This is a genomic window from Xanthomonas sp. NCPPB 1754, from assembly GCF_041475725.2.
GTDB lineage: Bacteria > Pseudomonadota > Gammaproteobacteria > Xanthomonadales > Xanthomonadaceae > Xanthomonas > Xanthomonas euvesicatoria.
In genome coordinates, this window is sequence record NZ_CM192982.1 from 3189757 (window position 1) to 3214563 (window position 24807).

Sequence of the window (24807 nt, forward strand, 5' to 3'; positions counted from 1 at the left end):
CGCACTCGCCCGCTTGCCTGGTGAACGCACACACCGTTGCCGACGGCGCTGTCGTGCTCGACTCACAACATATTCATCGAGCTGCCAACACGCTCGCCACACAGACAAGGAGATCTCATGCGTACCCATCTCAAGCCGTTGTTGCTGGCCCTGTCCATCGCTGCCGGAACCGCCATGACTGCCCACGCCCAACCCGCGTCCAGCTACACCATTCCCAGCGACGGCACCCTGCTCAATGTCTCGGCCGAGGCCGAAGCCAAGCGTGTGCCGGACATCGCCACGCTGTCTGCCGGGGTGGTCACCCAGGCCGCCGACGGCAACGCCGCCATGCGCCAGAACGCCGAACAGATGAGCAAGGTCATGGCCGCGGTCAAAGCTGCCGGCATCGCCGACAAAGACGTACAGACCAGCGGCATCAATCTGAGCCCGCAGTACACCTACAAGGAAAACGAAGCGCCCAAGATCAACGGCTACCAGGCCAGCAACACGGTCAGCCTCAAGGTGCGCGACATCACCCGCCTGGGCAAGGTGCTCGACGCCCTGGTCGCGCAAGGCGCCAACGACATCAACGGCCCCAGCTTTTCGATCGACCAACCCGAGCCGGTCTACGACGAAGCCCGCGTTGCCGCACTGAAGAAGGCCCAGGCGCGCGCCGAAACTTACGCCAAGTCGCTGGGGCTGAAGGTGCGCCGCATCGTCAGCATTTCCGAAGGCCGCAGCGGCGGCGCAGTCCGCCCGATGATGATGGCCGCCTCGATGCGCTCGGCAAAGGCCGAGATGGACACCCCGGTCGCCCCCGGCGAGAGCACCTTGTCGATCAACCTGGATGTGACGTTCGAGCTGGGGCGTTGACAGGGCAGACCACCGTCAAGCCACTGCGTTTGCACTGCCCTCCTCGGAGGGCAGTGTCGTTTGTACGCTCGGTAAAGCGCACCGCACCTCCGACCGTTGGCAGTCGCTGATGGTGACCAGTCACTAGCGACTAGCTACCTCTCTAAAGCAAAGGCACTACTTAGGTGCAAGTGCCCACAGTCACAACGACTTATCCTGAATGCGCGTTTTCGGCTGTTTGTGCTTAAAAAAACATGAAATTTAGCGAAATCATTCTTTAAGCAAGCGCGACCGCTCTCTAGCATCGATTGTCAGCGCACCGTCATCTTCGTGACGGCGCCCATCTGGAGAGCGATAGAGATGACCAGCCACGCCGCGCGGCAACGCCGCCCGTTTCGTTCCACGTCGCCTGCGCGCTATGGCCGCATCAGCATGCTTGCGCTTGCCCTGAGCGGCGCCGTCGGCATGCTCGCGACCGGCACTGCAGCCGCGCAAAGCACCACTGCCGGCATCTACGGAAGCGCGCCGGCCAGTGCAGGTGCAACGGTCACCGCGCAGAGCGACACCGGTTTGACGCGCACGGCAACGGTCGATGCCAATGGCCGTTATGCCATTGGCAACCTCCCGGTGGGCACCTACACCGTCACCCTGCAACGCGAAGGCCAGGCCGCCGAGACCCGCAAGAACATCGCACTGCGCGTTGGCGCCGGCACCGATGTGTCCTTTGGCAGCGGCAATGCGTCCGACGACACGGCCACCCTGGGCACCATCACGGTGACCGGCAAAAACATCTCGCCGGTGGACGTCTCCGCCACTGCTTCACGCACCGTCATCACGGCCGAGCAACTGCAACGCTTGCCACTGGCACGCTCGGGCGAAGCGATTGCGCTGTTGTCGCCGGGCGCGGTACAGGGCAGCGGTTATTTCGGCAACGCCATTTCCTTCGGCGGCGCCGGCGTGACCGAGAACGCCTACTACCTCAACGGCTATCTCAGCTCCAATCCGCTGACCAACATCGGCGGCGTCACCCTGCCCTACGGCGCCATCGACCAGCAGGAAACCTATACCGGCGGCTACAGCGCCCGCTACGGCCGTTCGGCAGGCGGCGTGCTCAGCCAGGTCGGCAAGCGCGGCACCAACGAGTGGCATTTTGGCGGCCAGATGCTGTGGCGGCCGAAGAGCCTGTCCAGCGACTACAAGAATGTCTTTTATCCGAATACCGCACCGCCTGCCGGCTATGAGTACAGCGATGAAAGCCTGCCCGGCACCTTGTACCGCAGCCGCAAGGACGACCAGGCATGGAATACGGTCTACAGCGCCTACGCGGGCGGCCCGCTGATCGAGGATCGGCTCTTCGTTTTCATCGCCGCCGAACAGGAACGCACCGAAGGCGCGTCGACCGCCAGCCGCGACAGCCCGGTCATCGGCCGCAACAACTACCGCATTGATGAGCCGAAGGTCTACGCCAAGATCGACTGGAATATCAACGACAGCAACGTCCTTGAATTCACTGGCGTAAAAAACAATTACCGCGAGAGCGGTGTCTATAGCGCTTTCAATGGCTACGACGGCATCACCTCGGATGCAGGCGATGCATTCGCCGACACCGTGAAGGTCAACGACCGTTACTACATTGGCAAGTACACCAGCTACATCACCGACGCACTGACCTTCAGCGCGACCTACGGCAAAAGCCAGCAGAGCGACTATCGCAACAACCCGAGCACAAATCCGTATCTGTATTCCGCCAACCTGCAGGACCCCGCCGTCACTGGAGGTACCGAGATCCGTAACAATCAGACTTCGTCTCAAGGACGCGACGGCGAAAACCGCACGCACGGTCTGCGCCTGGATCTGGAATACGTGCTGGGCGCCCATACGCTGGCCGCGGGCGTCGACAATATGTACTTCAACGCCGACAACGAGGGCGTGGTCACGACCGGACCGGGTTATACCTGGACCTACGGTAATTCGTCGCGTCCGGATTTGCCGATCAGCGGTTCGCTAGGCGTTGGTCCGGCAGGCGGCAACGGTTACTACGTGTATCGAGGCGTTTACAACACGTCTACCAGCATGTCGGTCCGGCAGAAGGCTTACTTTCTGGAAGACAAGTGGCAGGTGACCAACAACCTGTTGCTGACACTGGGCGTACGCAACGACAAGTTCACTAACTTCAACGATGCCGGCACGCCATATGTCGAAAGCGGCGACCAGTGGGCGCCGCGCCTGGGCCTGAGTTGGGACGTCTTCGGCGATTCGTCATTGAAAGTCTACGGTAACGCTGGCCGCTACTATCTGGCCCTGCCCAACAGCGTCGCCATCCGCGGTGCATCACCATCAACCTACACCCGCGAGTACTTCAATTACACGGGCATCGACGCGCAAGGCAATCCCACCGGCCTGACCCCGATCGCAGTCGACCCAAGCGTGGGTTTCTCCTGCGGCGGCAACGTGGTCTCCTCCAATCAGGAATGCGGCCAGCCGACCGACTCGGCCAGCGTTGCCGCCCGGGATCTCAAGTCGATGTACCAGGATGAGTTCATGGTCGGCTTCGACAAGACGCTGGGCAGCGACTGGGTTACCGGCGCCAAGTTCACCTACCGCAACTTGGGCACCACCATCGACGATGTCTGCGATTCGGACAAGATGCGCACCAAGCTGACTGCGATCGGCGTTGACCCCAGCACCGTCAATGTTCCCGGCTGCGTCATCTTCAACCCGGGCGAAACCAATTCCTTCAGCCTGGCTAACCTGGATGGTTCCGGCCGCACCGCGGTTTCGATGTCGTCGGCCGATTGGGGCTTCGACAAGAAGGCCAAGCGCAAGTACCTGGCACTGGATCTGTTCCTGCAGCATCCGTTCGACGGCAAGTGGGAAGGCCGCATCGATTACACCCTGTCGCGCAACTTTGGGAACACAGAGGGCCAGGTGAAATCCGATATCGGGCAGACCGACGTGTCCAAAACCCAGGACTGGGATGCCGCTGCGCTGATGTGGTATTCCGGCGGCTACCTGGCCAACGATCGGCGCCACCAGATCAAGATTTACGGCTCATACCAGATCGCACCGGAATGGCTAATCGCGGGCAATATCCGCGTCCTGTCCGGAACGCCGTGGTCCTGCCTGGGCTATGTCAGCACCAACGGCACTGATGAGTCTTCCGATGCGGGCGACCCGGTCGGTTACGGCTCGGCTTATCACATCTGCAACGGCCAGCCATCGCGTCCTGGCGACGCCGGCCGGTTGCCGTGGACCAAGATCGTCGACCTGGGCCTGACCTACCGCCCGGCATTTGCCGACAAAAAACTGGCCGTTACCCTGCAAGGCTTCAACATCTTCAACGAACGCAAGCCGCTGCAAGTGGACTCCACCTGGGAAGACAGCCCCTACACCCTGTCCAACACCTACGGCATGGGAGTCTATTTCACTCAGCCCCGCTACGCCGTGCTGTCCGTGTCGTACGACTACTGACGCACTCTCCCGTCAGCGTCGCTTCCCCAGCCCTGCTAAGGGCTGGGCTTTTCTTCGATCCACGCCCAGCTTCGGCTGGGCGTTTTGCTTGCGCGGATGAGTGCCGCGGCTGGTCCATGCGATATGCGTGAGCCGCAACGCATCCCCAAGCACCATGAAAACGACGCGTGCCGCGTTGACGGCTCGATGCAACCCCGCGCATTTGCGCGGCGCTTGTGCGGTTGCCACCACTGCGGTAAACCTACGCCACCGGATGGTGATGTGCGTCCGGCTCGCGCTGGTCCTTTCCGCAGTTCCGTTCTGGAGGTGGATGATGGTTCGCACGCAATCGCAGGTTTCTTCCCGTCCCCTTGGCATCGACCCCTCCCGCGTTCTGGCGATGAGCACGGCCGTGGCATTGCACCTGCTGGCCGGCGGGTTGTTGCTGATTCCGCTCTCGCACCGGGCCATTCCGCAGCAGACCGCGCCAAAAGAGCGCTGGCTCATGCCGGTCAGCATCCCGACGCCGCCACCGCCGCTGGTGTTTCCAGTCGAAGTAAAGTTCACGCCGAAAACGCATTCACCGACCAAGACGCTGCCGGTGCCGGTACAGACCCCGGTGATCAGTGAACCCTCCGTTGTCGACAGCGCACCGGCTGCCGTTGCCGCAACGGTCTCCGACGCTGTTGCAGACAGCGCTCCGACAACCACCCCACCCAGCGGCCCGGTCGAAGCAGGGCAATTGCAGTATCTGAGTTCGCCCGCGCCGAGCTATCCGGCGGCTGCACTGCGTGCAGGGCAGCAAGGCACGGTGGTGCTGCGCGTACTGGTTGGCACCGATGGGCGTCCGGCCGAAGTGAGCGTGCAGACCAGCAGCGGCCATCGCGTGCTCGACCTGGCCGCGCGTAGCCAGGTGCTGCGCAGCTGGCGCTTCCAGCCGGCGATGCAGAACGGCCAGGCCGTGCAGGCCTATGGTCTGGTGCCGGTGAGCTTCTCGCTGAACTAAGTGGCGACTGGATGCGGCGGCCTGCAACCGCAGCCGCCGCATCGATGTGGCTCTGCGCACCAGTTCCGTTAGGCGCTCTTATGCGCGGTGATACGGATGGTTGGCCAGCATCGCCGCGGCGCGATACAGCTGCTCGGCGACGATCAGGCGCACCAGCATGTGCGGCAGGGTGAGCGGGCCGATCGACCAGCTTTCGCTGGCGCTCTTGAGCACCTCCGCCGCGTGGCCTTCCGGCCCGCCGATGAGAAACGCCAGGTCGCGGCCCTGTCCGCGCCAATGCTCCATGCGTTGGGCGAGCTGTTCGGAACTGAGCGGGCGCCCGGGGACATCAAGCGCCACCACGTAGGCATTTTTTGGCAGCGCCGCGAGCACGCGACGGCCTTCGTCGTCGGTCGCGCGCTGCGCATCGCGGCCCTTGCCGCGCAGGCCGGGCTCGATCTCGACCAGCTCCAGCGGCATCCAGTGCGAAAGACGTTTTTGATATTCGGCAAAACCTTGCGCCACCCAGCTTGGTGCGCGCTCGCCGGTAGCGATGAGTCGGCATTTCATGGCCACATGATATCCGCGTCACAGCCCGGGCAGCCCGCGGCGATTTGTCACCGCGTGTCATGGTGTGGTTACAGCTGGCAATTAGTGTCGCTCGACCACCCAGCCACGCAGGAGTCGTTCGATGCCGATTTTCGATCCCGCCCGCCGCCAGGTTCTCAAGGGCAGTGCTGCCGTCATGGCCGCCGGCGCCCTTGGCAGCTTGAGCGCGCTGCAGTCGCGCCAAGCCCAGGCCGCCACCTCGCCTTCCACGCAGCTTGCACCGGTCCCGAGCCGGTACGGCCCGCTCGCCCCGGTCGCCGACCAGAGCACCGGTTTGCCGCTGCTGCAGCTGCCACAGGGTTTCAGCTATCGCTCGTTCGGCTGGAGCGGCGACCGCATGGACGACGGCCAGCCCTGCCCCGACCGCCACGACGGCATGGCCGTGGTCGGCCTGCGCCGACCCGACTGGCGCCCCGGTAGCGACCCGCTACGCGGTCTGGAATATGTGCTGATCCGCAACCACGAACGCGGCGCAGGCAACCCGTTCCGCGCACCGGCGATGTACGACACCGGCATCGTCAGCGGCACCCAGCAGGCCGGCGGCGGCACCACCACGCTCAGCTACGGCCGGCGCGGCTGGGGCAGCCTGGAGCCCAGCCTGGGCGGCACGCTGGTCAACTGCGCCGGCGGCCCCACGCCTTGGGGCACCTGGCTGAGCTGCGAAGAGATCAAGACCAATACGGTCTCCAGCACCGGCCGCAAGCATGGGTACGTGTTCGAGGTGGACCCGGACAGCCACCGCACCACCGGCCGCCCGCTGGTGGGCCTGGGCCGTTTCAGCCATGAAGCGGTGGCGATCGATCCGCGCACCGGCATCGTCTATCTCACCGAAGACGACCGCAACAAGGCCGGCCTGTACCGCTTCATCCCCAACGACCGCCGCGGCCGCAATGGCTCGCTGGAAAACGGCGGGCGATTGCAAGCCGCGCGCGTGCGCGGGCGCCGCAATGCCGATCTCACCGTGGCCAGCATCGGCCAGCAATTCCAGCTGGAATGGGTGGATATCTCCGAGCCCGACCTGGACAGCATCGCTGCGCCGGCCGGCTTTGCCGATATCGGCGCCAACGACACCCTGAGCGGCCCGTTCGCGCAGGCCTGGGCCGATGGCGCGCTGCGCATGAGCCGCGGCGAAGGCATCTGGTACAGCTACGGCAAGATGTTCATCGTCGACACCAGCACCGGCGTGGATGCGCAGGGGCGCCGTGGGTACGGCAACGGTGCGGTGTGGGTACTGGACCTGTTTACCCAACGCCTGAGCGCGCTGTTCGTCAGCGGCAATCAGCTGGCTGCGCACAACCCGAATAACGTGACGGTGAGTGCGCGCGGCGGCGTGGTGTTGTGCGAAGACGGCGGCGAAAGCCCGGACCAATACGGCCCCGGCGCGCGTCTACTCGGGCTGACGCGCAACGGCGCCTCGTTCTATCTGGCCAAGAACAACGTGCAGCTGACCTCGCAGCAGATTGCCGATGCCGGCAAGACGATCGCCGAAGGCGACTACCGCGACACCGAGTTCTGCGGCGCGTGCTGGGACCCGTTGGCGCGCACCTTGTTCGTCAACATCCAGACGCCGGGCATTACCCTGGCCATCACCGGGCCGTGGGAACGCGGACCGCTCTAAGCGCGTGGCGCTGCGCACCTGCGGTATGCATGTCCCGAACAGCGCGTGGCCAAGGAATGCACGACGCCGACCGATTGCGCAGCGAACGCCCCACACAACAACGGCGCCCAAGGGCGCCGTTGTTGTCTCTGCGCGCCTGCGGCGCACCTGCGCAGACTCAGCGCAGTTCGTCGGACTCGTCTTCGTCGGACGGACGTTGATCGCCCACGGTCCACAGACGCTCCAGTGCATAGAACTCGCGCACGCGCGGCAGCATCACATGCACCACCACATCGCCCAGGTCGACCAGGACCCATTCGGCTTCGCGCTCGCCTTCCACGCCCAGCGGCATCACGTCCAGGCGCTTGGCGAACTTGACCACTTCGTCGGCGATCGACTTGACGTGGCGGGTCGAGGTGCCGGAGACCACCACCATGTAGTCGCAGACGCTGGACTTGCCGCGCACATCGATCTCGACCACGTCCTTGGCTTTGAGTTCTTCGACAGCCTCGCGCACGGTCGCCAACAGGGCCGGCACGGATGGCGGCGGGTTCGGGAGGGAGGTCTTGATGACTTGGGCTTGGCTGGTCAAAGCGGCAACTCGATGGAATTGGCGTGAATTATAGGCCGGTCCGGCCGGACGCGTGTTCAGGTAGCCGGGCGGACGCTGCGGTACAGGCCTTCGCGCTGGATCATTCCGGCCACCGGCGGCGGCACCAGACTCTGCCATTGCGCACCGGTGGCGATGCGTGACCGGACCGCACTGGCCGATTCGCCACGCAGGGGCTGATGCAGCAGATACAGGCGGCCGGCCGGCGCGCCGACCAGCTCGTCGGCGCCGGCGACCCAGCGGCCCTGCACCGCCGTGGCCAGCTGCGGTGCGTCGGCCAGCGTCAATGGTGTGCCCGGTCGGGCGGCAACCACGAAATGCGCCAGCCCGAACAACGCCTCCCACTGATGCCAGTGGTGCAGCCCGGCGAAGGCATCGGCGCCGAGCAACCAGGCGATCGGCGCCGCAGGGCCGAGTTCGGCACGCAGCCCGCGCAGGGTATCGACCGTGTAGGACGGCGCATCGCAATGCGCGGCGCGCTGCAGTTCGCGGGTATCCAGTTGCAGCCCTGGATAGTTGGCCAGCGCCAGTTTCAGCATCTGCGCACGTTGCGTGGCGGTGGCACCGGGTGCAGGACGATGCGGCGGGTCGGCAGCCGGCACCAGCCGTACGCACGCGCCCAGTTCGTCGCGCGCCGCGCAGGCGATGGCCAGATGGCCCAGGTGGATCGGGTCGAAGGTACCGCCGTAGTAAAGATGGAGCTGGGAATCGGGGTTCGGGATTCGGGAATCGGAAGAGCCGGGGTCTGCAACGTGGTCGGGATGGGAGTGTTGCTGTTCCTGCGATCCGGAAGAGCTGCTTGCAGGGCTGGCCTGCGCAAGCTGGTCGGAATGGGCCCGCTGCCGGTCACCCTGCCCTTCCCGGCTCCCCGGTCCCGAGTCCCGGGTTCCGGCGTCCCTGGCCTTCACGCCAACAATCTCACCGCGCGGGCTTCGGCCACGGCCACCAGCAGGCGTTCCAGACCAACCCAGGCGTCGCCGTCGGCGCGGCCCTTGGCCATGCGATCGACCAGCCCGGCTTCGGCGACGAAGCGTTCCCAGCGGTGCGGTTCGGGGTGACGCTGCAGCGCGCGCTTGAAGGGCGCCTGGCGCGATTCCCACAGCCCTTGCGCCTTCATTTCGGCGGCCAGGTTGCCGCCGTTGGCCTGCACCTTCGCCAGCGACGCGGTGCGCAGCAGTTCCTTGATCAGGATCGGCATCAGCGCGGCGACCGCCTCGCCTTCGCCGCGCAGGCCGGCAAGCATGCGGATCACCGCGGCCGGCTGCCCGGACAACGTGGTTTCGGCCAGCCGGAACACGTCGTAGCGCGCGGCATCGGCAACCAGCGATTCCATCGCCTCCAGATCCAGCGTCTTGCCGTCGGCCAACAGGGCGAGCTTGTCGATTTCCTGCGCGGCGGCGAGCAGGTTGCCTTCCACCCGCTCGCTCAGGCGCTGCACGGCAGCGGCATCGGCGCGCAGGCCGTGCGCGCGCAGGCGGCGCTCGATCCAGTCGGACAGTTCGTGCGGTTTGATCGCCCAGGCCACCGCGATGGTGCCGATGCGACCGACCGCCTCCGCCCACTTGCCGTGATGCGCCTTGCTCCAGTCGTTGGCGGTGATCAGCAGCGCCACGTCCGGCGGCGGGTTGGCGCAGAAGCGGGTGATGACCTCGGCCCCGTCCTTGCCAGGCTTGCCGCTGGGCAGGCGCACTTCGACCAGGCGGCGCGGACTGAACAGGCTGGGCGCATTGAAGCTGGCGTCAAGCTGGTTCCAGTCGAACTCGCGGCCATCGGCATCGAATACTTCGCGTTCGCCGATGCCTTCGGCGCGCGCGCGTGCGCGCACCGCATCGGCGGCCTCAAGCACACGCAAGGTCTCGGGGCCGGCGATCAGATACACCGGCTGCAAGGGCTGGCTGGACTGGCCGGCCAGCTGCTCTGGGCGAAGTTCCATCACCGAAAACGCGGGGCGCGGCTCAGTTGCCCGACGTGGGCGCGGGCGGCAACGAGGCCGGCACGCTGGATTCGGGTGTCGTGGTCGGCTGCGCTGGCGCCGTCGGGGCCGGCGGCAATGGCGCGGTCGGCGTGCTCTCCAGACCTTCGCCGCGCTGCAGGCGTGCCCGCACCACGCTGTCGATACGACGCAGGATCGAGGCCGACATGTCCTTGCGCAGTTCGTCGGCAAGGATTTCGCGCTCGGTTGCCGTACCGGTGGCATCCACCGGTGGCGACACGTAGTCGCGCGAGAGCTCGATCACCTGCTGCGGCACCAGCACCGAGCCATTGGCGGTGGTGACGGTGAAAATGGCCGCGTAGCGCAGGCTGTATTCCTGTGCACGGCCCTGGCTGTCGATGGCGATCGGCAGATCGCCCCAACGCTCGGACAACACCTGCAACTGCGCAAAGCCGGTCTTGGCATCGTCGTCGGCCAGCGTGGCGCCGGAGGCCTTGAGACCCCGCCGCAACAGCTTGGCCAGCTCGCTGTATTGCACGGCGGACTGCACCTTCACCGCCGGTGTGTCGGGCGGCAACGCCAGCGAATTGCGCAAATGGAAGCCGCAGGCGGTGAGGCTCGAGACGAGCACGAGGGACGCAGCGAAGGCAGTAGGAAATCGAATCATGGGCACAGTCTGGATGAGCGCCCCGGCGGCGGCAACAGGCGGCTAGCCTGCCCGAGACCGCGTGAACGGGGCTTGAGAGGGCGCCGCGAAGCACTGCGGCGCCCCAGGAATGAAAAAACGCGTCGCCACGCGCCAGTGAAACGCATCGTCGGCAACCACTGCCAAAACTCTACCCACGCGTCGTGCGCGCCAGTGAAATGCGGTGTCGAAAACGAAAGTGCCCACGTAAGCCACGCCACGCGCCGCCGCGGCGATTTGCCTGAAAACCCAGCAGCACGTCGTCACGCACCGATGGAATGGTCGCCCAAGACACCTGGCGCTTCTCGCCGATCGGCCTCGCCTTTTCGTGTTACCGCGCCCCCATGCCATGCATCGCTAGATCCGTCGCAGCAGCACATCCGCACATCGCACGCCGGTGCAGTGTGCGGCAGCTGCAACGTTATCCACGCGCCTGACCGCGCTGGACGCCCCCGCCACCGTGCAAGCGCGTTGCCACGCCGATCCGGCGCACTGCCCGGACCGGCGAGGGCAACCCGCCGGACCAGCACGGCTTAGCCGGCGACGATGTTCACGATCTTGCCCGGCACGATGATGATCTTGCGCACGCTCAGGCCTTCGAGGAACTTGGCGGCGTTCGGCTCGGCCTGCGCCAGCGCTTCGATCTGTTCGCGGGTCGCATCGGCAGCGACGTCGATCGTGCCGCGCAACTTGCCGTTGATCTGCACTGCCAGTGTCAACGCATCGCGCACCAGCGCGCTGGCATCGGCCTGCGGGAACGCCACGTTTTCCAGCAGCGTCTCGCCGCGTCCCAGGACCTGCCACAACGCGTGGCTGGCGTGCGGGGTGATCGGATTGAGCAGCAGCACCATCGCCTCCAGTGCTTCCTGGCGCACTGCGCGGCCCTGCGCGCTGGCGTCGTCGAACTTGGCCAACGCGTTGGACAATTCCATCACTGCCGCAATCGCGGTGTTGAAGCTGTGGCGGCGACCGTAGTCGTCGCTGACCTTGCCGATGGTTTCGTGGGTCTTGCGGCGGATCGCTTTCTGTTCGGCGCTCAGTGCGGCGACATCCAGCGCGACGGCAGCACCCTCGCCCACATGCTTGTGCACCTGCACCCACAACCGGCGCATGAAGCGCGCCATGCCGTCGACGCCGGCCTCGTTCCACTCCAGCGACTGCTCCGGCGGCGCGGCAAACATCGAGAACAGCCGCACGGTGTCGGCGCCGTACTTGGCCACCATCGACTGCGGGTCCACGCCGTTGTTCTTGGACTTGGACATCTTCTCGGTGCCGCCGATGTGCACCGGCTGGCCGTCGGCGATCAGCACCGCACCGGTGACGCGGCCACGCTCGTCGCGCTGGATTTGCACGTCGGCCGGGTTGATCCAGTCCTTGCCGCCGTTGTCGGCATCGCGATAGAAGGTCTCGGCGATGACCATGCCCTGGGTGAGCAGGTTGGTCACCGGCTCATCGCTGTCCACCAGCCGCGCGTCGCGCATGAGCTTGTGATAGAAGCGGAAGTACATCAGGTGCAGGATCGCGTGCTCGATGCCGCCCACGTACAGGTCGGCCGGCATCCAGTAATTGGCGCGGCGGTCGACCATGTCGCGTGCGTTGGGGCTGGTATAGCGCGCCACGTACCAGCTTGATTCCATGAAGGTGTCGAAGGTGTCGGTCTCGCGCTCGGCCGGGCCGCCGCAGTCCGGGCAGGTGGTCTGGCGCCAGCTCGGGTCGGTCTTGATCGGCGAACCGGTGCCGGAAAATTCCACGTTCTCCGGCAGCACCACCGGCAGTTGATCTTCCGGCACCGGCACCGCGCCGCACTTGGCGCAATAGATCACCGGAATCGGGCAGCCCCAATAACGCTGACGGCTCACGCCCCAGTCACGCAGGCGGTAATTGACCCGACGCTGGCCCTGGCCCTTGCGCTCGAAGCGCTCGGCCAGTGCTTCGAAGGCACCGCCGAAATCCAGTCCATCGAACTCGGCCGAATTGATCAGCTCCAGCTCGCGGCTCTTGTCGGTGTACCAATCGCGCCAGTGGGTGGCGTCCCAGGTCTGCTCTTCTTCGTTGCGCGGCTCGCGCAGCTTGACCACCTGCACGATCGGCAGGCCGTACTTGTTGGCGAACTCGAAATCGCGCTGGTCGTGGCCCGGAACGGCCATCACCGCGCCGGTGCCGTAGCCCATCAGCACGAAGTTGGCCACCCACACCGGCACCTGCTCGCCGCTGATCGGGTGGACCGCGGTCAGGCCAGTGGCCATGCCGCGTTTTTCCTGGGTTTCCAGCTCGGCTTCGGAGACGCCGCCATGCTTGAGCGTTTCCAGCAGCGCGGCCAGTTCCGGGTTGGACTTGGCGGCATGCAACGCCAGCGGATGCTCGGCGGCGATCGACACGAAGGTCACGCCCATCAGCGTGTCCGGGCGGGTGGTGAACACGCGCAGCGGGTCCAGCGGTGCGCCGTCGATGTCGCGCACGTCGAACTGGATTTCCAGCCCTTCCGAGCGGCCGATCCAGTTGCGCTGCATGGTCTTGACCGAATCCGGCCAACCATCCAGTTGATCCAGGCCGTCCAGCAGTTCCTGGGCGTAATCGGTGATGCGCAGGAACCACTGCGGGATCTCACGCTTTTCCACCAGCGCGCCGGAGCGCCAGCCGCGGCCGTCGATGACCTGCTCGTTGGCCAGCACGGTCTGGTCGATCGGGTCCCAGTTCACCACCGCGTTGCGGCGGTAGGCCAGGCCCTTGCGCATCAAGCGGGTGAACATGCGCTGCTCGTGCACGTAATAGTCCGGCGTGCAGGTGGCGAACTCGCGCGACCAGTCGATGGCGTAGCCCAGCGATTTCAGCTGCGCGCGCATGTGCTCGATGTTGGCGTAGGTCCACTTGGCCGGCGCGGTCTTATTCTTGATGGCGGCATTTTCGGCCGGCAACCCGAACGCATCCCAGCCCATCGGCTGCAGCACGTTATGGCCGGTCATGCGCTTGTAGCGGCTGACCACGTCGGAGATGGTGTAGTTGCGCACATGGCCCATGTGCAGCGCCCCGGACGGGTACGGCAGCATCGACAGGCAATAGAACTTGGGTTTCTCCGAGTTCTCGTCGACCTGGAAGGCGCGGGTGGCATCCCAGAACTGCTGGGCGGAGGTTTCGACCTGCTGCGGGTCGTAGACGTTCGGTTCGACGGTGGACATTGGGAGCGGATGCTCGGGCGGTGCAAAGCGGTACAGGGTACCGCAGTGCAGCAGGTGGACCAAACCGTTACCGCAGCGCGGCCGGCTTCGGCGGCCAGATCCAGCCCGCCACCGCCAGCCAGCCGACCCAGGCCAGGAACGCCAGCCGTTGCGCAATGGCCTGGCGCACCAGGCCCGGCGGGCCGAACGCCAGCACTGCCACCAGCAATCCGGCCGCCAGGCTCAACCAGGCCAGCCTGCGGGTCGTGGCATCGTTGAGCAGCGCGGCGGCAATCAACAACATGCCGGGCACGAACGCCACGGCCCACAACAACCAGGCGGTGGCATGGGCCTGGCTGGCACGGCCATCCAGATCGGTGGGATCCAGCGGCAGCATGCCCATGCCCAGGAAGGCCAGGCCGGCCAGCACGATCAACTGTCCGCCCACGCGCAGACTCCAGCTGGCCTTGGGCGGCATGCGCGCCAGCAGGCTGACCCCGGTGGCCATGCCCAGCGCGCCCACCAGCACGAAGGCGACCAGATTGAAGCCCAGCGCATGCGGCACGCCCTGCGCGCCCAACAGCGCCACCGGATGGCTGGCCTGCAGATAGCCCGGCAGCGTGACGCCGAAACCGGCCAGCGCCAGTACGAAAACCGTTGCCGCGACCAGGCCCATGTAGCGCTGCGCGCGCTCGGTGGTTGCCATTGGCTTGCTCCAACACTGGGCGCGACGCGCCGCCAGAACGCGGCATTGTCGTGCCGGTCGGGCGCGGCGTGAACCCCTGACGCTGCCACGGCCATGCGGAAGGCGCCCGAACCGGGCACGTGAGCGCCTCATTGCGGCTGGGCTTGTGTCAGCCGCGTTTGCCACCATTACCTCCCACTGTTGCCGCACTTAACTTCTGGAAGCCCATGTCCGACAAGCCGCATGTATTCGATGCCACCACTGACACCTTCGAGACCGAGGTCCTGCAGAAATCGTTGACGACACCGGTCCTGGTGGACTTCTGGGCCACCTGGTGCGGCCCCTGCAAGTCGCTGACGCCGATCCTGGAAAAGCTGGCCGGCGAGTACAACGGTGCGTTCGAGCTGGGCAAGGTCGACGTGGACAAGGAACAGCAGATCGCTGCGGCGTTCCAGATCCGCTCGGTGCCGACGGTCTTCCTGGTCAAGGGTGGGGAGATCGTCGACGGCTTCCCCGGCGCGATGCCGGAAGGCCAGGTGCGCGAATTCCTGACCCAGCACGGCGTGCTGCCGGCCGAGCCGCAGGTGGCAGAAGACGTGCCGCTGGCGCCGCTCGACCCGCAGGCGCAGGCCGCGGCGCTGCGTGAAGCGGTCGCCGCCGAACCGGACAAGGACGAACTCAAGCTGGACCTGGCGCTGGCGCTGCTCAAGACCGGCGACACCGCCGAGGCCGAGCAGTTGATCGATGCCCTGCCCGCCAACCTGGCCACCGACGACCGCGCGGTGCGCGCCAAGGCGCGGCTGAGCTTTGCCAACGTTCTCAAGGACGCCCCGGACGCCGGCACCCTGCAGGCCGCCGTGGATGCCAACAGCGCCGACCTGCGCGCACGGCACCTGCTCGGCGTGCGCCATCTGCTCGACGGCAACGACGAAGCGGCGCTGGAGCAGTTCCTGGAAATGCTGCGGCAGGACCGCAGCTTCGACGACAACCTGCCGCGCCGTAGCCTGATCGATGCCTTCCGCGTGATCGAGGACGAAGATCTGGTCGGCCGCTATCGTCGCAAGATGTCGGCGCTGGTGTTTTAAGCCCCAGCGTTGACGTGCGACACCTGCGCTGAGTTGAGGCGGTCACCCGATCGCCCTGCTCACCGCAGGATGCGCGCCGGGCCTGTGCCCGGCGTGTTGCGTTCGGGGGCCTGCATGGCTTTTTGACCCGGGCCAACGACCATGACGACACCAGCTCGCGGTCGGCAGCAACGGACGGACGCCGCGCCGACCACGCGCAGCCGGCCTACTCCATACGCATGCGAATGTTATGCTGCGCACTTTCCCTTGCCAAGGAAACAGGCCCGCATGCGCGCATCGCTGTTCAAGTTAGGCGTCAATCTGTGGCCGCCATTTTTGTTTGCCGGCATCCACGTCACCGTGCTCTCGGCCGACTACCGTTTTGCGCGGGTGGAGCTGCGCCAGCGCCCATGGAATCGCAACTATGTCGGCACCCATTTCGGCGGCAGCCTGTTTGCGATGACCGACCCGTTCTGGATGCTGCTGACCATGCACAACCTGGGCCGCGAATATTACGTGTGGGACAAGGCCGGCAGCATCGAATTCGTCAAGCCCGGGCGCGGCACGGTAACGGCGGATTTCGTCATCGACGACAGCGTGCTGGCGCAATTGCGCCAGGCCACTGCAAACGGCGAGAAACATCTGCGCTGGTTCGAGAACACGGTCTACAACCGCGACGGCGAAGTGGTCGCACATGTCCGCAAGCAGCTCTACGTCAAACGCAAACCCGCACGCTGAGGATGACGGCAGTGACGCTGCCACGCCAGCCGATACGGCGATGCATGTTTCGCTCGACTCGCCGCCCACGCAACGGATGATGGCGGAGCGAAACAGCTGCACGCCCTCCTGACCAGGTGCTAATGCCGCAGCAGCAAACGCGCAGGCACTTTGCCATAGGCGCAACGCGAGTGTGGCCACCGCAGCCGCAAGCGTGCCGCCCGTTGCTGCAGTTGTCGCGCAACGCGCATCGGTTTTGTATCAGGCCATGGGCGCATTGACTTGGAACCCGTGCTCACTGACAAGCCTGCGTTCCGGCATGCAGATAACGCCGGGCTGACGCAAGCGCTACGGGCCGCAGCCCTGGCTGCAACTCGTAGCGCGTGCGTTTGGTCATGGCCAGGCGCCGGCGCCTGGGCGGCGCTCAAGGCCTACCCTGTTGCCACTGCTGCAGCGCCTGCTTCTGACGCAAGGCCGCGCCAAGCGCGTGCAATTGCGCAGACAACTCTGCGATCACCGCGCGGCCTTCGCCGTCACCCGCGACGGGGAGATCGGCCAGCCGACCAAGCGCATCGTCGATGGTCGCGATCGAGACCGCTTGCGCAGCCACCTGGTTCCTTAGCTGCTGCAACGCATTGCGCAGTTGGTCGACGTCAGCGCTGAGCGGCACGGGCACGCCCGTGCCTTCTTCCATGGCACGCGCCACTTCGCCCTGGGCTGGCGGGGGAAGCAAGCCAAGCGCTGTGTCCAGGGGCTGGGCGAGCGTCTGCAAGGTGCGTGAAATCGTTCTATCCTGCTCGGCCGCTACAATGGCGCGCTCGTGATCCAATCGCGTGGCCTGGGTGGTATTTGTGCCGTTCTTGGCTTTCAGCGCATTCCACACCACATCGTTGAAGAACATCTGCGCTCCTTGCTGCAACACCCATGCTGGAGAATTGTCGGCCTCTCCAGGCAAGCTGCCGCCGCCATACCCTCCTCTCAGCGGGGAAGCGATCAATCTGGTGGCACCCAACGAAGCCATGTTGGCCAGCACATTGCCGACCATATGGCGTCCCAGCACATCGCGGAGCGCCGTCGTTGCCGCGTTCGCCGTGCTGAACGCCTGTTTCGCTAATGCCATCGCTTCCTGACCTGTCTGCAACAGATAGCTGGGAAAATGCACCGCATCGGACCACGTGGCAGGAGGTCGTGTCTTGTCCGGCAATGCAAGAGCGAACAGATTCAAGCGCTGATGCCCACCGAGCAAATCGGGAACCGTCATCTGGCCAGTGCGCCCCATTGCCTTGCCGGTATCCAGCAACGCCTTATGCAAAGCGCCTGCACCACCCACCGCCAGCCCGGCCAGGCCAACTTCGGCAACCGCCGTACGGGTGGAGGGGTCGCCTGAGGTGCGCCGCGCGGCGTTAAAGCCGCCGCTGATGGTCGGCCTGAGCAGCATGGTGTCCAGCGCCGTATCGTCCAGCATGGACTGACGCTGCGCGATTCCTGCCCGACGGTCATAGGCCTGTGCCGTGAGCTCGGCACGGGTCGGCGTACCGTTTTCTCCGGGACGCACGAAGCGCTTGCTTCCCTCAGGGGTGATTTCCAATAGGACCGGCGGCGGGTCCGGCACCAGGATCTTGGGATCGATCGCCTGGAAACGCGGCAGATTGGCGACGCGCGCGCGCCTGTCCATCGATGGAATCAACAGCGTGTCGCAGGCATGCGACCCCATTCCCGAGATCACCCCAGCCAGGGTCGCTGTACTCAAGGGTTCGGAAGCGGGCGGGCGGCTGCTCTGGTAGGCAGTGGCTGCAGAAATGCCGAGCGGCGTCCGCAACGCGCCAACGAAAAACGACCTGAGACTTTCATACGCAATGGGCAGCGACGCTTTCCTGCCGACCGCCTTCATATCCCCGGCAACTTCGTAGGCAGCGTCCGGACCGAACGCCTCAATACGCTCCTGCAAGCGGGCATCGGCCCACTGCACGTATTCCGCCTACAATGCGAGCTGCTCGTCCGACGGCTCCGCAAACGGGCGATCCTTCAGACCTGCACGCAGTTGCGTCTTCAGGCGTTCGCAAGCGGCGACACAACGCTGCGCGTAAGCCCCCTGCGTCGCCGAAGAAGAAGCCGCCTGCTGGTTGCCTGGATGCCGCCCAGCGCGATGCTGGCGCTCTGCGCGCTCAGACGCAGCGCGGGAGGATTCACCCGCTTCCGGACGCCACTGCCTGGTCTTGGCGGGGGATAATTCACCCGACGGCAGCGTTGTGGTCTTGCCTGCACGCGCGCGCAAGCGCGGGCTCGGCTCCGCCAGCCCCTTTAGCACCGTCGAACGCGGCGTCTGCGGCTCTGGCACGAATGGTTCGCTTGCGTGCGCGGCACCGGGATTTGCGGACGATCCACTTGGGATGGACGGTGGAGCGCTGTTCTGGCGTTGGAGCTTCATACGACAGCCTCCCTGGCGCTGCCCGCCTGCGTCACCAGCGCATCCAGCACGACACGTGCGACGATCTGCCCCCGATCGAGAGTGGCTGCCACGTCTTCGGGCGTCTGCGCGAGCAGCAACGGGCAGATGCACAACAGGCCCAGGTTGGACATCGTCAGCCGCCACCCGTACTCGGTCAGCAGTTGCTCTTGCAGCGCAAGCAGCGTGACGACCTCGTCGCCCTCGAGTTCGCGTGCGGCCAACGGCAGGATGACTTCCGGAAATCCCGACACACCATCGTTCCGGGGCTGCGCATGCACGCGACACAGCATGCCCGCAGGCCCGAGAACGGTCTCGCCTTCACGCAGGCGCTGCACCAGTACATCGGTCAGGCCCAGGCGAATACCAAGACCGGAAAAGAACGAAGCCACCATGGAATCAACATTGATCTGATCGGATGTCATTTGAGGTATCTCACAATGAAAGTGCGAGCTGCATCGCTTGGCTCTGCCTGGGCAGTGTCACTGTCAGCGCCCGGTCACCGCAAAGAAAGCGCGAATCACCGGCGCAACGCACGAAGCGCAAAAGCCTCACGCAAATAGTTCGATCCGCACGCTTGCCTGTTTGCTCAAGTCAGCGATCAAGGCTGTGGTGGCCACAGATTTTTCGGCACCTCAGGGCATATCCGTCGCCAATGACCATCGCCTGGCGCGCCGTCCGGCGCGGCAGTCCTGACGCGCAGCACCATTGGCATGCACCCATGACGACCTGCTCGCCCTGGACGCGCATTTTGGAAGGTTGCTGACGAGACAGAGACCGGCCGACTGCAGAGCGCCAGTGCATTTGAAAAGACTGCCCTCTGTCACGCTCCACATCCATTGCATACCAGGCGCCGCTTCGGAACCTGATTTGGTTCGCGTACGGCGATAGAAAATCTGCTGGACAGACAGCGGGCATACGCGTCTGGTAGTTCAATTTTCGCGCAGTGCATTCACCACTTCGCCTCCACCAATACCGGCAGGCTCAGGATTGCACCAGGAACTTCGCTACGGGAGGGAGGTTCCACGGCATCTGCGATGCAATCCCATGCGATGCGCACAATCGTCCGGTACGCACGCAATCTATCTGCCGTATACACGTCAGGAGATGTCCCGATGAAGTCATCCGCATCCGTCGATTCGGCCAGCCGCAGTGCGGGGTCGCACTTGCCTGAGATCCAGGAAACAGAGCTCGCCACTGCCTCCACCTCTGCGGCCGTCACACACCAATCCGCGCCGGACCCCGCACTCAGCCCACTTGGGCGTGCGCCCGTCAGGCGCAGTGGCGCAAACACGCTGGGGGCGCTCCTAGCCAGGCCCGAGCAAGACGCCCAGGCCCTCGTCCCGCAACCGGCAACCTCATCGAATGCAACGAAGGCGACGCTGGCACGGCTTCGTCAGCAGTTGGCTTCGGACGATGCACGCGCAATCGCACCGGACTTGGCGGCCGATCTGATCAGCAGGCTCAGGCCGATGAAATCGCCCGGCACCACGGGTGCGCAGGCACGCGCGGCCACGCATGCGGACCTGGTCAGCCGCATCAGCGAACACGATGTGATCGATTGGTACAAGGCGCAGGGGCTGAACGAAAACGACGTAGCCACGCTGCGGCGCACCGCACTGCTTTCCGGCATGCCCAACCCGAGCGGCAGCTTCCTCACCAATGCCATGCAGTACATCGTCTCGCCGTGGATCAACTATGCGACACGCCAACCGTGGGCCGGCGCAGGGTTCGGTCTGGCCACCATGCTGGTCGCCGCACCTGTGAATGCCGGCCAACAATCGGCGGTTGTCAGCCTGTGCGAGTCGATTCGCGAACACGGCGCACACGTCATCGTGCCGGACAAGAAGCAGATCAACGACAAGCACTGGCTCCCCGAACTGGCACACGCCCTCAAGGAAAAGATCGAAACGTTCGCCAAAGCCTGCGACGTGTTTCGCGAGATTCAGAGTGATCCGAATTCCTCAAGTAAGGAACGCGCGGCGGCAGCCGACGTCTTGCTGGCAGCAGAGAAGGAGCTGCACCAGGCCCAGCATGATTTCGTCATGACCCAGGGCGCACACGATCGCCAGTGGCAGGGCAACCGCTGGCAGGCCGTTCCACGCATCTTGCGTTCGCCGGTGGCCAGCACGCTGGGGCTGCTCAGCAAGACAGGCGCGATGCGTGCGCTGTCGCCGACGGCGCAGACGGTTGGCGCGATGTTGATGACGGCTGCGCAACATGTGGCCGCCGGCTTCGACGAGCAAGCCAAGCAGGAAGCCAACAACAAGCTCAACCTCTTGTACGCCGATGTACTGACCGACGCAGGCAAGCAGAAGCTGGCCAGCGGCGCGGCGGTCAGCGCAGAGGACATCAAGGCCGACAAGCTACGCAGCCTGATCCAGTCGCCCACCCAAGCGCTGGTCAAGCGCGTCACCGCCGGGGTCGCCGAGTTGGAGAAGCTGCTGGCGGATGCAGTGACAGCAGAGGGTACGCAGCCAGGCGCAATCACGGCAGACGACCGCGACATCGAGGCCGGCGACGCCAGCAAGGCGATGCAGGAACTGCGCTTGGTGCGCAACGACCTTGAGGCATTGCGCGAAGGCAGGCTCGACGAAATCGACCCGAACGGCACCGCATCCAAGCTGCTTATCGGCGCCGAAAAGTCCGTGCTGTCGCAGCAGCTGTTCAACGATATCGCCAAGAAGTACAACTATCTCGAGTTCACCGCGCAAACCGCACAGCGCATCGGCCAGATGTTCCATCTGATCTTCCTGGGCAGCGCCGCATCGTCGGTAATCAGCAAACTCGTTTCGGCCTCCCAGGGCGGGACCCGCAATGTTCCGCTCCCGCAAAGCCTGGCGGTCTCGGCGATCTCCGGGGGCATGGCCGCCGTTGGCGCCCTGAACCAGCACACCGCCATCACCATCAAGAACAACCGTCGCGAGGGAAGCACCGACATCGGGCTGGGGAAGCAGGTAGGCCGCGGAATCCTGGGCGCCATGCATGAAACGCTCTCCCAGCGACGTGGGACCAAGGCCAGCAAGGCCATCAACACCTTGTTGGAGGGCAATGATGTTGAAGCGCTGCTGGCAACGGCAAGAGCGTTGTCTGTGCAGGAGGCAAGCACCTCTTCCAGCCAGCCACAGGATTTGCCATCGACATCCAGGGCGGCACCACCGCGCCGGGAACATGTTTCGGCCCCGAGTAGCCCGAACCGATCGAGGCTGGAACAGACCAATAACGAGATAACGCGGTCCAAGAGCGCTCGGAACTTGGGGACGGAACTGCACGAGTTCGCCCGCATGGCCGGCAAACACTCCAAGCACCTGGTGTGAGGTGATGATCCGGCATGTTGCAGGGCGTCGCCTCCCTGCAACATGGCCGCCGCACCGGACGCTGCCTTGTCCGTTACCGACGTCGATTGACGCGGGGTGTGCTGCTTCCTCGGCAGCCGCGCCGCCAGGCGGATGCCGAAGCGGACTCATTGCCGGACCAGCGGCGGCATCAGGCCGAAGATGCACGCCGCTGCATCGTTCGCCTCGGCGGTGAACGAAGCGATATCGCCCCTGTCCATGTCGGGTCGCCGCCTGTCTGCCAAGGCATTGGTCACCGGCCATCGCGCGGCTGGCGACCGCTGCCCAAGCGCGCAGACACCACCCGCATGGCTGGCGGATGTGAGCGACATGTGTGCAAAGCGGGCCGCCAGCGGGCGACGCTCACGGCCTGCTCGCTGGGGCATGCGGAGTCTGGGGTTTCCCAACCCACATGGAATGCTTTCATGAAAGCGATCAACGTCATCACTCTGGTGCTTCTCATCGTCGGTGGATTGAACTGGGGGCTGGTCGGCCTGTTCCAGTTCGATCTGGTTGCCGCACTGTTCGGCGGACAGGACGCACTGCTGTCGCGTGTGGTTTACACGCTGGTGGGGTTCTCGGCGCTGTGGCAGCTGGTACCGCTGTTCCGCAACAACCATGGCACTGCCGGGCATCACACCAGCCCGCACGTGCGCAACAATCCGTAACCTCCTGCCCGCGGCAGGTCTAGCATCTGTGCATGACGCCGGCGCACTGCGTCGGCGTCATGCCATGCGATGCATGCTTTGCGTCTGGGCGCGTGGTCGGCAAGAATCGCAGACACCTCCCTGCTGGCTGCCTTCATGCTCCTGCGCACTGTTGCTTCTGCCTGCCTGCTCGCCCTGCTGTTACCCGTAGCCGCCAACGCGGGCTACCGTAGCCCACAACAGATTCTGGACAGCTCGCCGGCCAGCGCGTGGCGCGTGCTCGATCCGGACCGCACGCTGTACCTGGAGCTGGATGCCGGAAGGGTCATCATCGAGTTGGCGCCGCAATTTGCGCCGGAGCACGTCGCCAACATTCGCACGCTGGCGCATGAGCGCTTCTGGGACGGGCTGAGCATCTATCGCTCGCAGGACAATTTCGTGGTGCAGTTCGGCGACCCCGATGGCGAGACGCCGGCCAAGGCCAAATCGCTTGGCTCGGCCAAGACGCATCTGCCGGCCGAATTCGAACGCGCATCGCAGGGCCTGGATTTCCAGCGCCTGCCCGACAGCGATGGCTGGGCGCCGCAGGTGGGCTTTGTCGACGGCTTCCCGGTCGGCCGCGACACGGCCACCGACAAGACCTGGCTGGCGCACTGCTACGGCACTCTGGGCGCCGGCCGCAACAACGACGAAGACAGCAGCATCGGCGCCGAACTGTACGTGGTCACCGGGCAATCGCCGCGCCAGTTGGATCGCAACATCACCGTGGTCGGGCGTGTGGTCAAGGGCATGGAATTGCTCAGCGTGACGCCACGCGGCCCCGACCCGATGGGCTTCTACGAAGACCCCGCGCAACGCGCACCGATCCGCGCGATCCGGCTGGCCAGCGAAGTGCCTGCGCCAGAGCGCACGCCACTGCAATTGCTGCGTACCGACAGCCAGACCTTCCGCGATGTGGTCGAGGCGCGCCGCAACCGCAAGGACGATTTCTACAAGCGCCCGGCCGGGCACATCGACCTGTGCAATGTGCCGTTGCCGGTGCGTGTGCCGCCGGCTGGTTGAATCGGAAATCGGAAATCGGAAATCGGGAATCGCAAGAGCGAGCCGCGCCCCGTCAGCGGGCGCGCTGGCTGAAGGCGACGCTGCCGAGGATCAGCACCGCGGCCACCAGCATGGTCCAGGTGAGCGGTTCGCCCAGCAGCGACCATGCCAGCAGCGCGCCGAACACCGGCACCAGATAGGTCACCGTGGACGCACGCGCCGGGCCGATGCGCTGGATCAGGCGGTAGTACATCAAGAACGCCAACCCGGTGCACACCACACCCAACGCGGTGGCGCAGGCCCACGCCACCGCCGGCACCGGCGTGGTCGGCCATTGCCACCAGGCCAAGGGCGCCAGCAAGAGCGCACTGCAACCCAGCGTCGACGCCGCCGACGCAGCAGGCGGCAAATCGCCCATATGGCGCTTCACCAGGTTGTAGCCGATGCCGTACAGCAGCGAGGCAGTTGCACCAGCCAGCGCTGCCGGCCCGACGCTCAGACCGGCGGATTTGCCGGTGGCCAGCACCAGCACGCCGATAAACCCCACCAGCAAGGCCAGTGCGCGACGCGTGCCGATCCGTTCGCCGAAAAACAGGAAGGCGATCAGCGCGGTAAACAGCACCGTCATCGCATTGCAGATCGCCCCGACTGCCGCCGGTGCATGTTGCGCGCCCCAGGCGAACAGCAGGAACGGCAACGCCGAGTTGAGCACGCCGATTGCCGCCAGCATCGGCCAGCGATGCAACGGGAAACGTTCGCGTGCCAGCCACAGGAATGGCAGCAGCACCAACGCACCCAGCGCCAGGCGAATTTCCACCAGCACCACGGTGCCGAACTTGGGCGCGGCCACGCGCATGAACAAAAACGAGCAGCCCCACACCACGCCCAGAAAACCAAGCTCAAGCGGCGTACGCCATTGACGTACCGCAAGCTCGGACTGCACCGACGGTTGGGCGCTCATGGCCGTGCTCCCGAACCGTGCCATGCGGGGATGAAACGGCAGAAGACGGCAGCAGG

18 protein-coding genes and 1 pseudogene are annotated in these 24807 nt (G+C 65.2%); 9 read left to right on the forward strand and 10 right to left on the reverse strand.

The window, feature by feature from the left end; genetic code table 11:
• Positions 1-117 precede the first annotated feature (117 nt).
• From ACCQ15_RS13970 to ACCQ15_RS13980, 3 genes are all read left to right on the forward strand, one after another.
• Positions 118-852, forward strand: coding sequence for an SIMPL domain-containing protein (locus ACCQ15_RS13970; protein ID WP_008573166.1), 735 nt, complete (start codon positions 118-120; stop codon positions 850-852).
• 339 nt (positions 853-1191) lie between these two features.
• Complete coding sequence (locus ACCQ15_RS13975) at positions 1192-4302, forward strand: TonB-dependent receptor (RefSeq protein ID WP_372380690.1); 3111 nt, start codon at positions 1192-1194, stop codon at positions 4300-4302.
• 310 nt (positions 4303-4612) lie between these two features.
• The gene (locus tag ACCQ15_RS13980) at positions 4613-5287 is read left to right on the forward strand and encodes an energy transducer TonB (protein ID WP_071118012.1); all 675 of its coding nucleotides are present in this window, start codon (positions 4613-4615) and stop codon (positions 5285-5287) included.
• Between the two features lie 78 nt (positions 5288-5365).
• On the opposite strand, the gene rlmH is transcribed toward ACCQ15_RS13980, so the two are convergent.
• Positions 5366-5836, reverse strand: coding sequence for a 23S rRNA (pseudouridine(1915)-N(3))-methyltransferase RlmH (rlmH, locus tag ACCQ15_RS13985; RefSeq protein ID WP_003486825.1), 471 nt, complete (start codon positions 5834-5836; stop codon positions 5366-5368).
• Between the two features lie 121 nt (positions 5837-5957).
• On the opposite strand from rlmH, the gene ACCQ15_RS13990 reads away from it, so the two are divergent.
• Complete coding sequence (locus tag ACCQ15_RS13990) at positions 5958-7493, forward strand: alkaline phosphatase PhoX (protein WP_372380692.1); 1536 nt, start codon at positions 5958-5960, stop codon at positions 7491-7493.
• Between the two features lie 157 nt (positions 7494-7650).
• Here ACCQ15_RS13990 and rsfS read toward each other — a convergent pair whose 3' ends face one another.
• From rsfS to ACCQ15_RS14020, 6 genes are all read right to left on the reverse strand, one after another.
• Positions 7651-8064: a ribosome silencing factor gene (gene rsfS, locus ACCQ15_RS13995; protein ID WP_005912943.1), complete on the reverse strand. Its 414-nt coding sequence runs from the start codon at positions 8062-8064 to the stop codon at positions 7651-7653.
• A gap of 56 nt (positions 8065-8120) precedes the next feature.
• A complete protein-coding gene (gene nadD / locus ACCQ15_RS14000) occupies positions 8121-8990 on the reverse strand; it encodes a nicotinate-nucleotide adenylyltransferase (RefSeq protein ID WP_372380694.1) in 870 nt (289 codons plus the stop codon).
• Complete coding sequence (gene holA / locus ACCQ15_RS14005; RefSeq protein ID WP_372380695.1) at positions 8987-10015, reverse strand: DNA polymerase III subunit delta; 1029 nt, start codon at positions 10013-10015, stop codon at positions 8987-8989. The genes nadD and holA overlap by 4 nt, the downstream gene beginning before the upstream one ends.
• Before the next feature lie 22 nt (positions 10016-10037).
• Positions 10038-10682 (reverse strand): LPS-assembly lipoprotein LptE, encoded by a 645-nt coding sequence (locus ACCQ15_RS14010; protein ID WP_014090575.1) that lies wholly within the window; start codon positions 10680-10682, stop codon positions 10038-10040.
• 551 nt (positions 10683-11233) lie between these two features.
• Positions 11234-13876 (reverse strand): leucine--tRNA ligase, encoded by a 2643-nt coding sequence (gene leuS, locus ACCQ15_RS14015; RefSeq protein WP_372380696.1) that lies wholly within the window; start codon positions 13874-13876, stop codon positions 11234-11236.
• Between the two features lie 67 nt (positions 13877-13943).
• Positions 13944-14561 carry a DUF998 domain-containing protein gene (locus ACCQ15_RS14020; protein ID WP_372358262.1) on the reverse strand — a complete coding sequence of 206 codons (618 nt, stop codon included), beginning with the start codon at positions 14559-14561 and terminating at the stop codon, positions 13944-13946.
• A gap of 206 nt (positions 14562-14767) precedes the next feature.
• Between ACCQ15_RS14020 and trxA the strand changes: the two genes are divergently transcribed.
• Positions 14768-15625, forward strand: coding sequence for a thioredoxin (gene trxA / locus ACCQ15_RS14025; RefSeq protein WP_029819793.1), 858 nt, complete (start codon positions 14768-14770; stop codon positions 15623-15625).
• Between the two features lie 267 nt (positions 15626-15892).
• Positions 15893-16342, forward strand: a complete 450-nt coding sequence (locus ACCQ15_RS14030) for a DUF4442 domain-containing protein (protein WP_008573175.1) — start codon at positions 15893-15895, stop codon at positions 16340-16342.
• Between the two features lie 403 nt (positions 16343-16745).
• Here the strand turns inward: ACCQ15_RS14030 and xopF1 are convergent.
• Together xopF1 and hap3 are read right to left on the reverse strand one after the other, a co-directional pair.
• Positions 16746-18749, reverse strand: a pseudogene (gene xopF1 / locus ACCQ15_RS14035) (type III secretion system effector XopF1).
• Entirely contained in the window at positions 18746-19192 is a 447-nt protein-coding gene (gene hap3, locus ACCQ15_RS14040) for an Hpa3 family type III secretion system protein (protein WP_372380697.1), read from the reverse strand. Before hap3 ends, xopF1 begins: the two are co-directional and overlap by 4 nt.
• A 690-nt stretch (positions 19193-19882) precedes the next feature.
• Between hap3 and xopN the strand changes: the two genes are divergently transcribed.
• The 3 genes from xopN (at position 19883) to ACCQ15_RS14055 (ending at position 23811) form a co-directional block, all read left to right on the forward strand.
• Positions 19883-22084, forward strand: coding sequence for a type III secretion system effector XopN (gene xopN, locus ACCQ15_RS14045; RefSeq protein WP_008573180.1), 2202 nt, complete (start codon positions 19883-19885; stop codon positions 22082-22084).
• 443 nt (positions 22085-22527) lie between these two features.
• A complete protein-coding gene (locus ACCQ15_RS14050) occupies positions 22528-22770 on the forward strand; it encodes a DUF378 domain-containing protein (RefSeq protein WP_372380699.1) in 243 nt (80 codons plus the stop codon).
• Positions 22771-22839: 69 nt separating this feature from the next.
• Positions 22840-23811 (forward strand): peptidylprolyl isomerase, encoded by a 972-nt coding sequence (locus tag ACCQ15_RS14055; protein WP_031423422.1) that lies wholly within the window; start codon positions 22840-22842, stop codon positions 23809-23811.
• Between the two features lie 52 nt (positions 23812-23863).
• Here the strand turns inward: ACCQ15_RS14055 and ACCQ15_RS14060 are convergent, their stop codons facing one another.
• On the reverse strand, positions 23864-24751 hold the full coding sequence (locus ACCQ15_RS14060) for a DMT family transporter (RefSeq protein ID WP_014090584.1): 888 nt from the start codon (positions 24749-24751) through the stop codon (positions 23864-23866).
• Between the last annotated feature and the right edge of the window lie 56 nt (positions 24752-24807).

Excerpts from the sequence above, each read along its gene's own strand:
- ACCQ15_RS13970 (WP_008573166.1), top strand. The coding sequence starts at position 118 with ATGCGTACCCATCTCAAGCCGTTGTTGCTGGCCCTGTCCATCGCTGCC.
- ACCQ15_RS13975 (WP_372380690.1), top strand. The coding sequence starts at position 1,192 with ATGACCAGCCACGCCGCGCGGCAACGCCGCCCGTTTCGTTCCACGTCG.
- ACCQ15_RS13980 (WP_071118012.1), top strand. The coding sequence starts at position 4,613 with ATGATGGTTCGCACGCAATCGCAGGTTTCTTCCCGTCCCCTTGGCATC.
- rlmH (WP_003486825.1), bottom strand. The coding sequence starts at position 5,836 with ATGAAATGCCGACTCATCGCTACCGGCGAGCGCGCACCAAGCTGGGTG.
- ACCQ15_RS13990 (WP_372380692.1), top strand. The coding sequence starts at position 5,958 with ATGCCGATTTTCGATCCCGCCCGCCGCCAGGTTCTCAAGGGCAGTGCT.
- holA (WP_372380695.1), bottom strand. The coding sequence starts at position 10,015 with ATGGAACTTCGCCCAGAGCAGCTGGCCGGCCAGTCCAGCCAGCCCTTG.
- ACCQ15_RS14010 (WP_014090575.1), bottom strand. The coding sequence starts at position 10,682 with ATGATTCGATTTCCTACTGCCTTCGCTGCGTCCCTCGTGCTCGTCTCG.
- leuS (WP_372380696.1), bottom strand. The coding sequence starts at position 13,876 with ATGTCCACCGTCGAACCGAACGTCTACGACCCGCAGCAGGTCGAAACC.
- ACCQ15_RS14020 (WP_372358262.1), bottom strand. The coding sequence starts at position 14,561 with ATGGCAACCACCGAGCGCGCGCAGCGCTACATGGGCCTGGTCGCGGCA.
- trxA (WP_029819793.1), top strand. The coding sequence starts at position 14,768 with ATGTCCGACAAGCCGCATGTATTCGATGCCACCACTGACACCTTCGAG.
- ACCQ15_RS14030 (WP_008573175.1), top strand. The coding sequence starts at position 15,893 with ATGCGCGCATCGCTGTTCAAGTTAGGCGTCAATCTGTGGCCGCCATTT.
- hap3 (WP_372380697.1), bottom strand. The coding sequence starts at position 19,192 with ATGACATCCGATCAGATCAATGTTGATTCCATGGTGGCTTCGTTCTTT.
- xopN (WP_008573180.1), top strand. The coding sequence starts at position 19,883 with ATGAAGTCATCCGCATCCGTCGATTCGGCCAGCCGCAGTGCGGGGTCG.
- ACCQ15_RS14050 (WP_372380699.1), top strand. The coding sequence starts at position 22,528 with ATGAAAGCGATCAACGTCATCACTCTGGTGCTTCTCATCGTCGGTGGA.
- ACCQ15_RS14055 (WP_031423422.1), top strand. The coding sequence starts at position 22,840 with ATGCATGCTTTGCGTCTGGGCGCGTGGTCGGCAAGAATCGCAGACACC.
- ACCQ15_RS14060 (WP_014090584.1), bottom strand. The coding sequence starts at position 24,751 with ATGAGCGCCCAACCGTCGGTGCAGTCCGAGCTTGCGGTACGTCAATGG.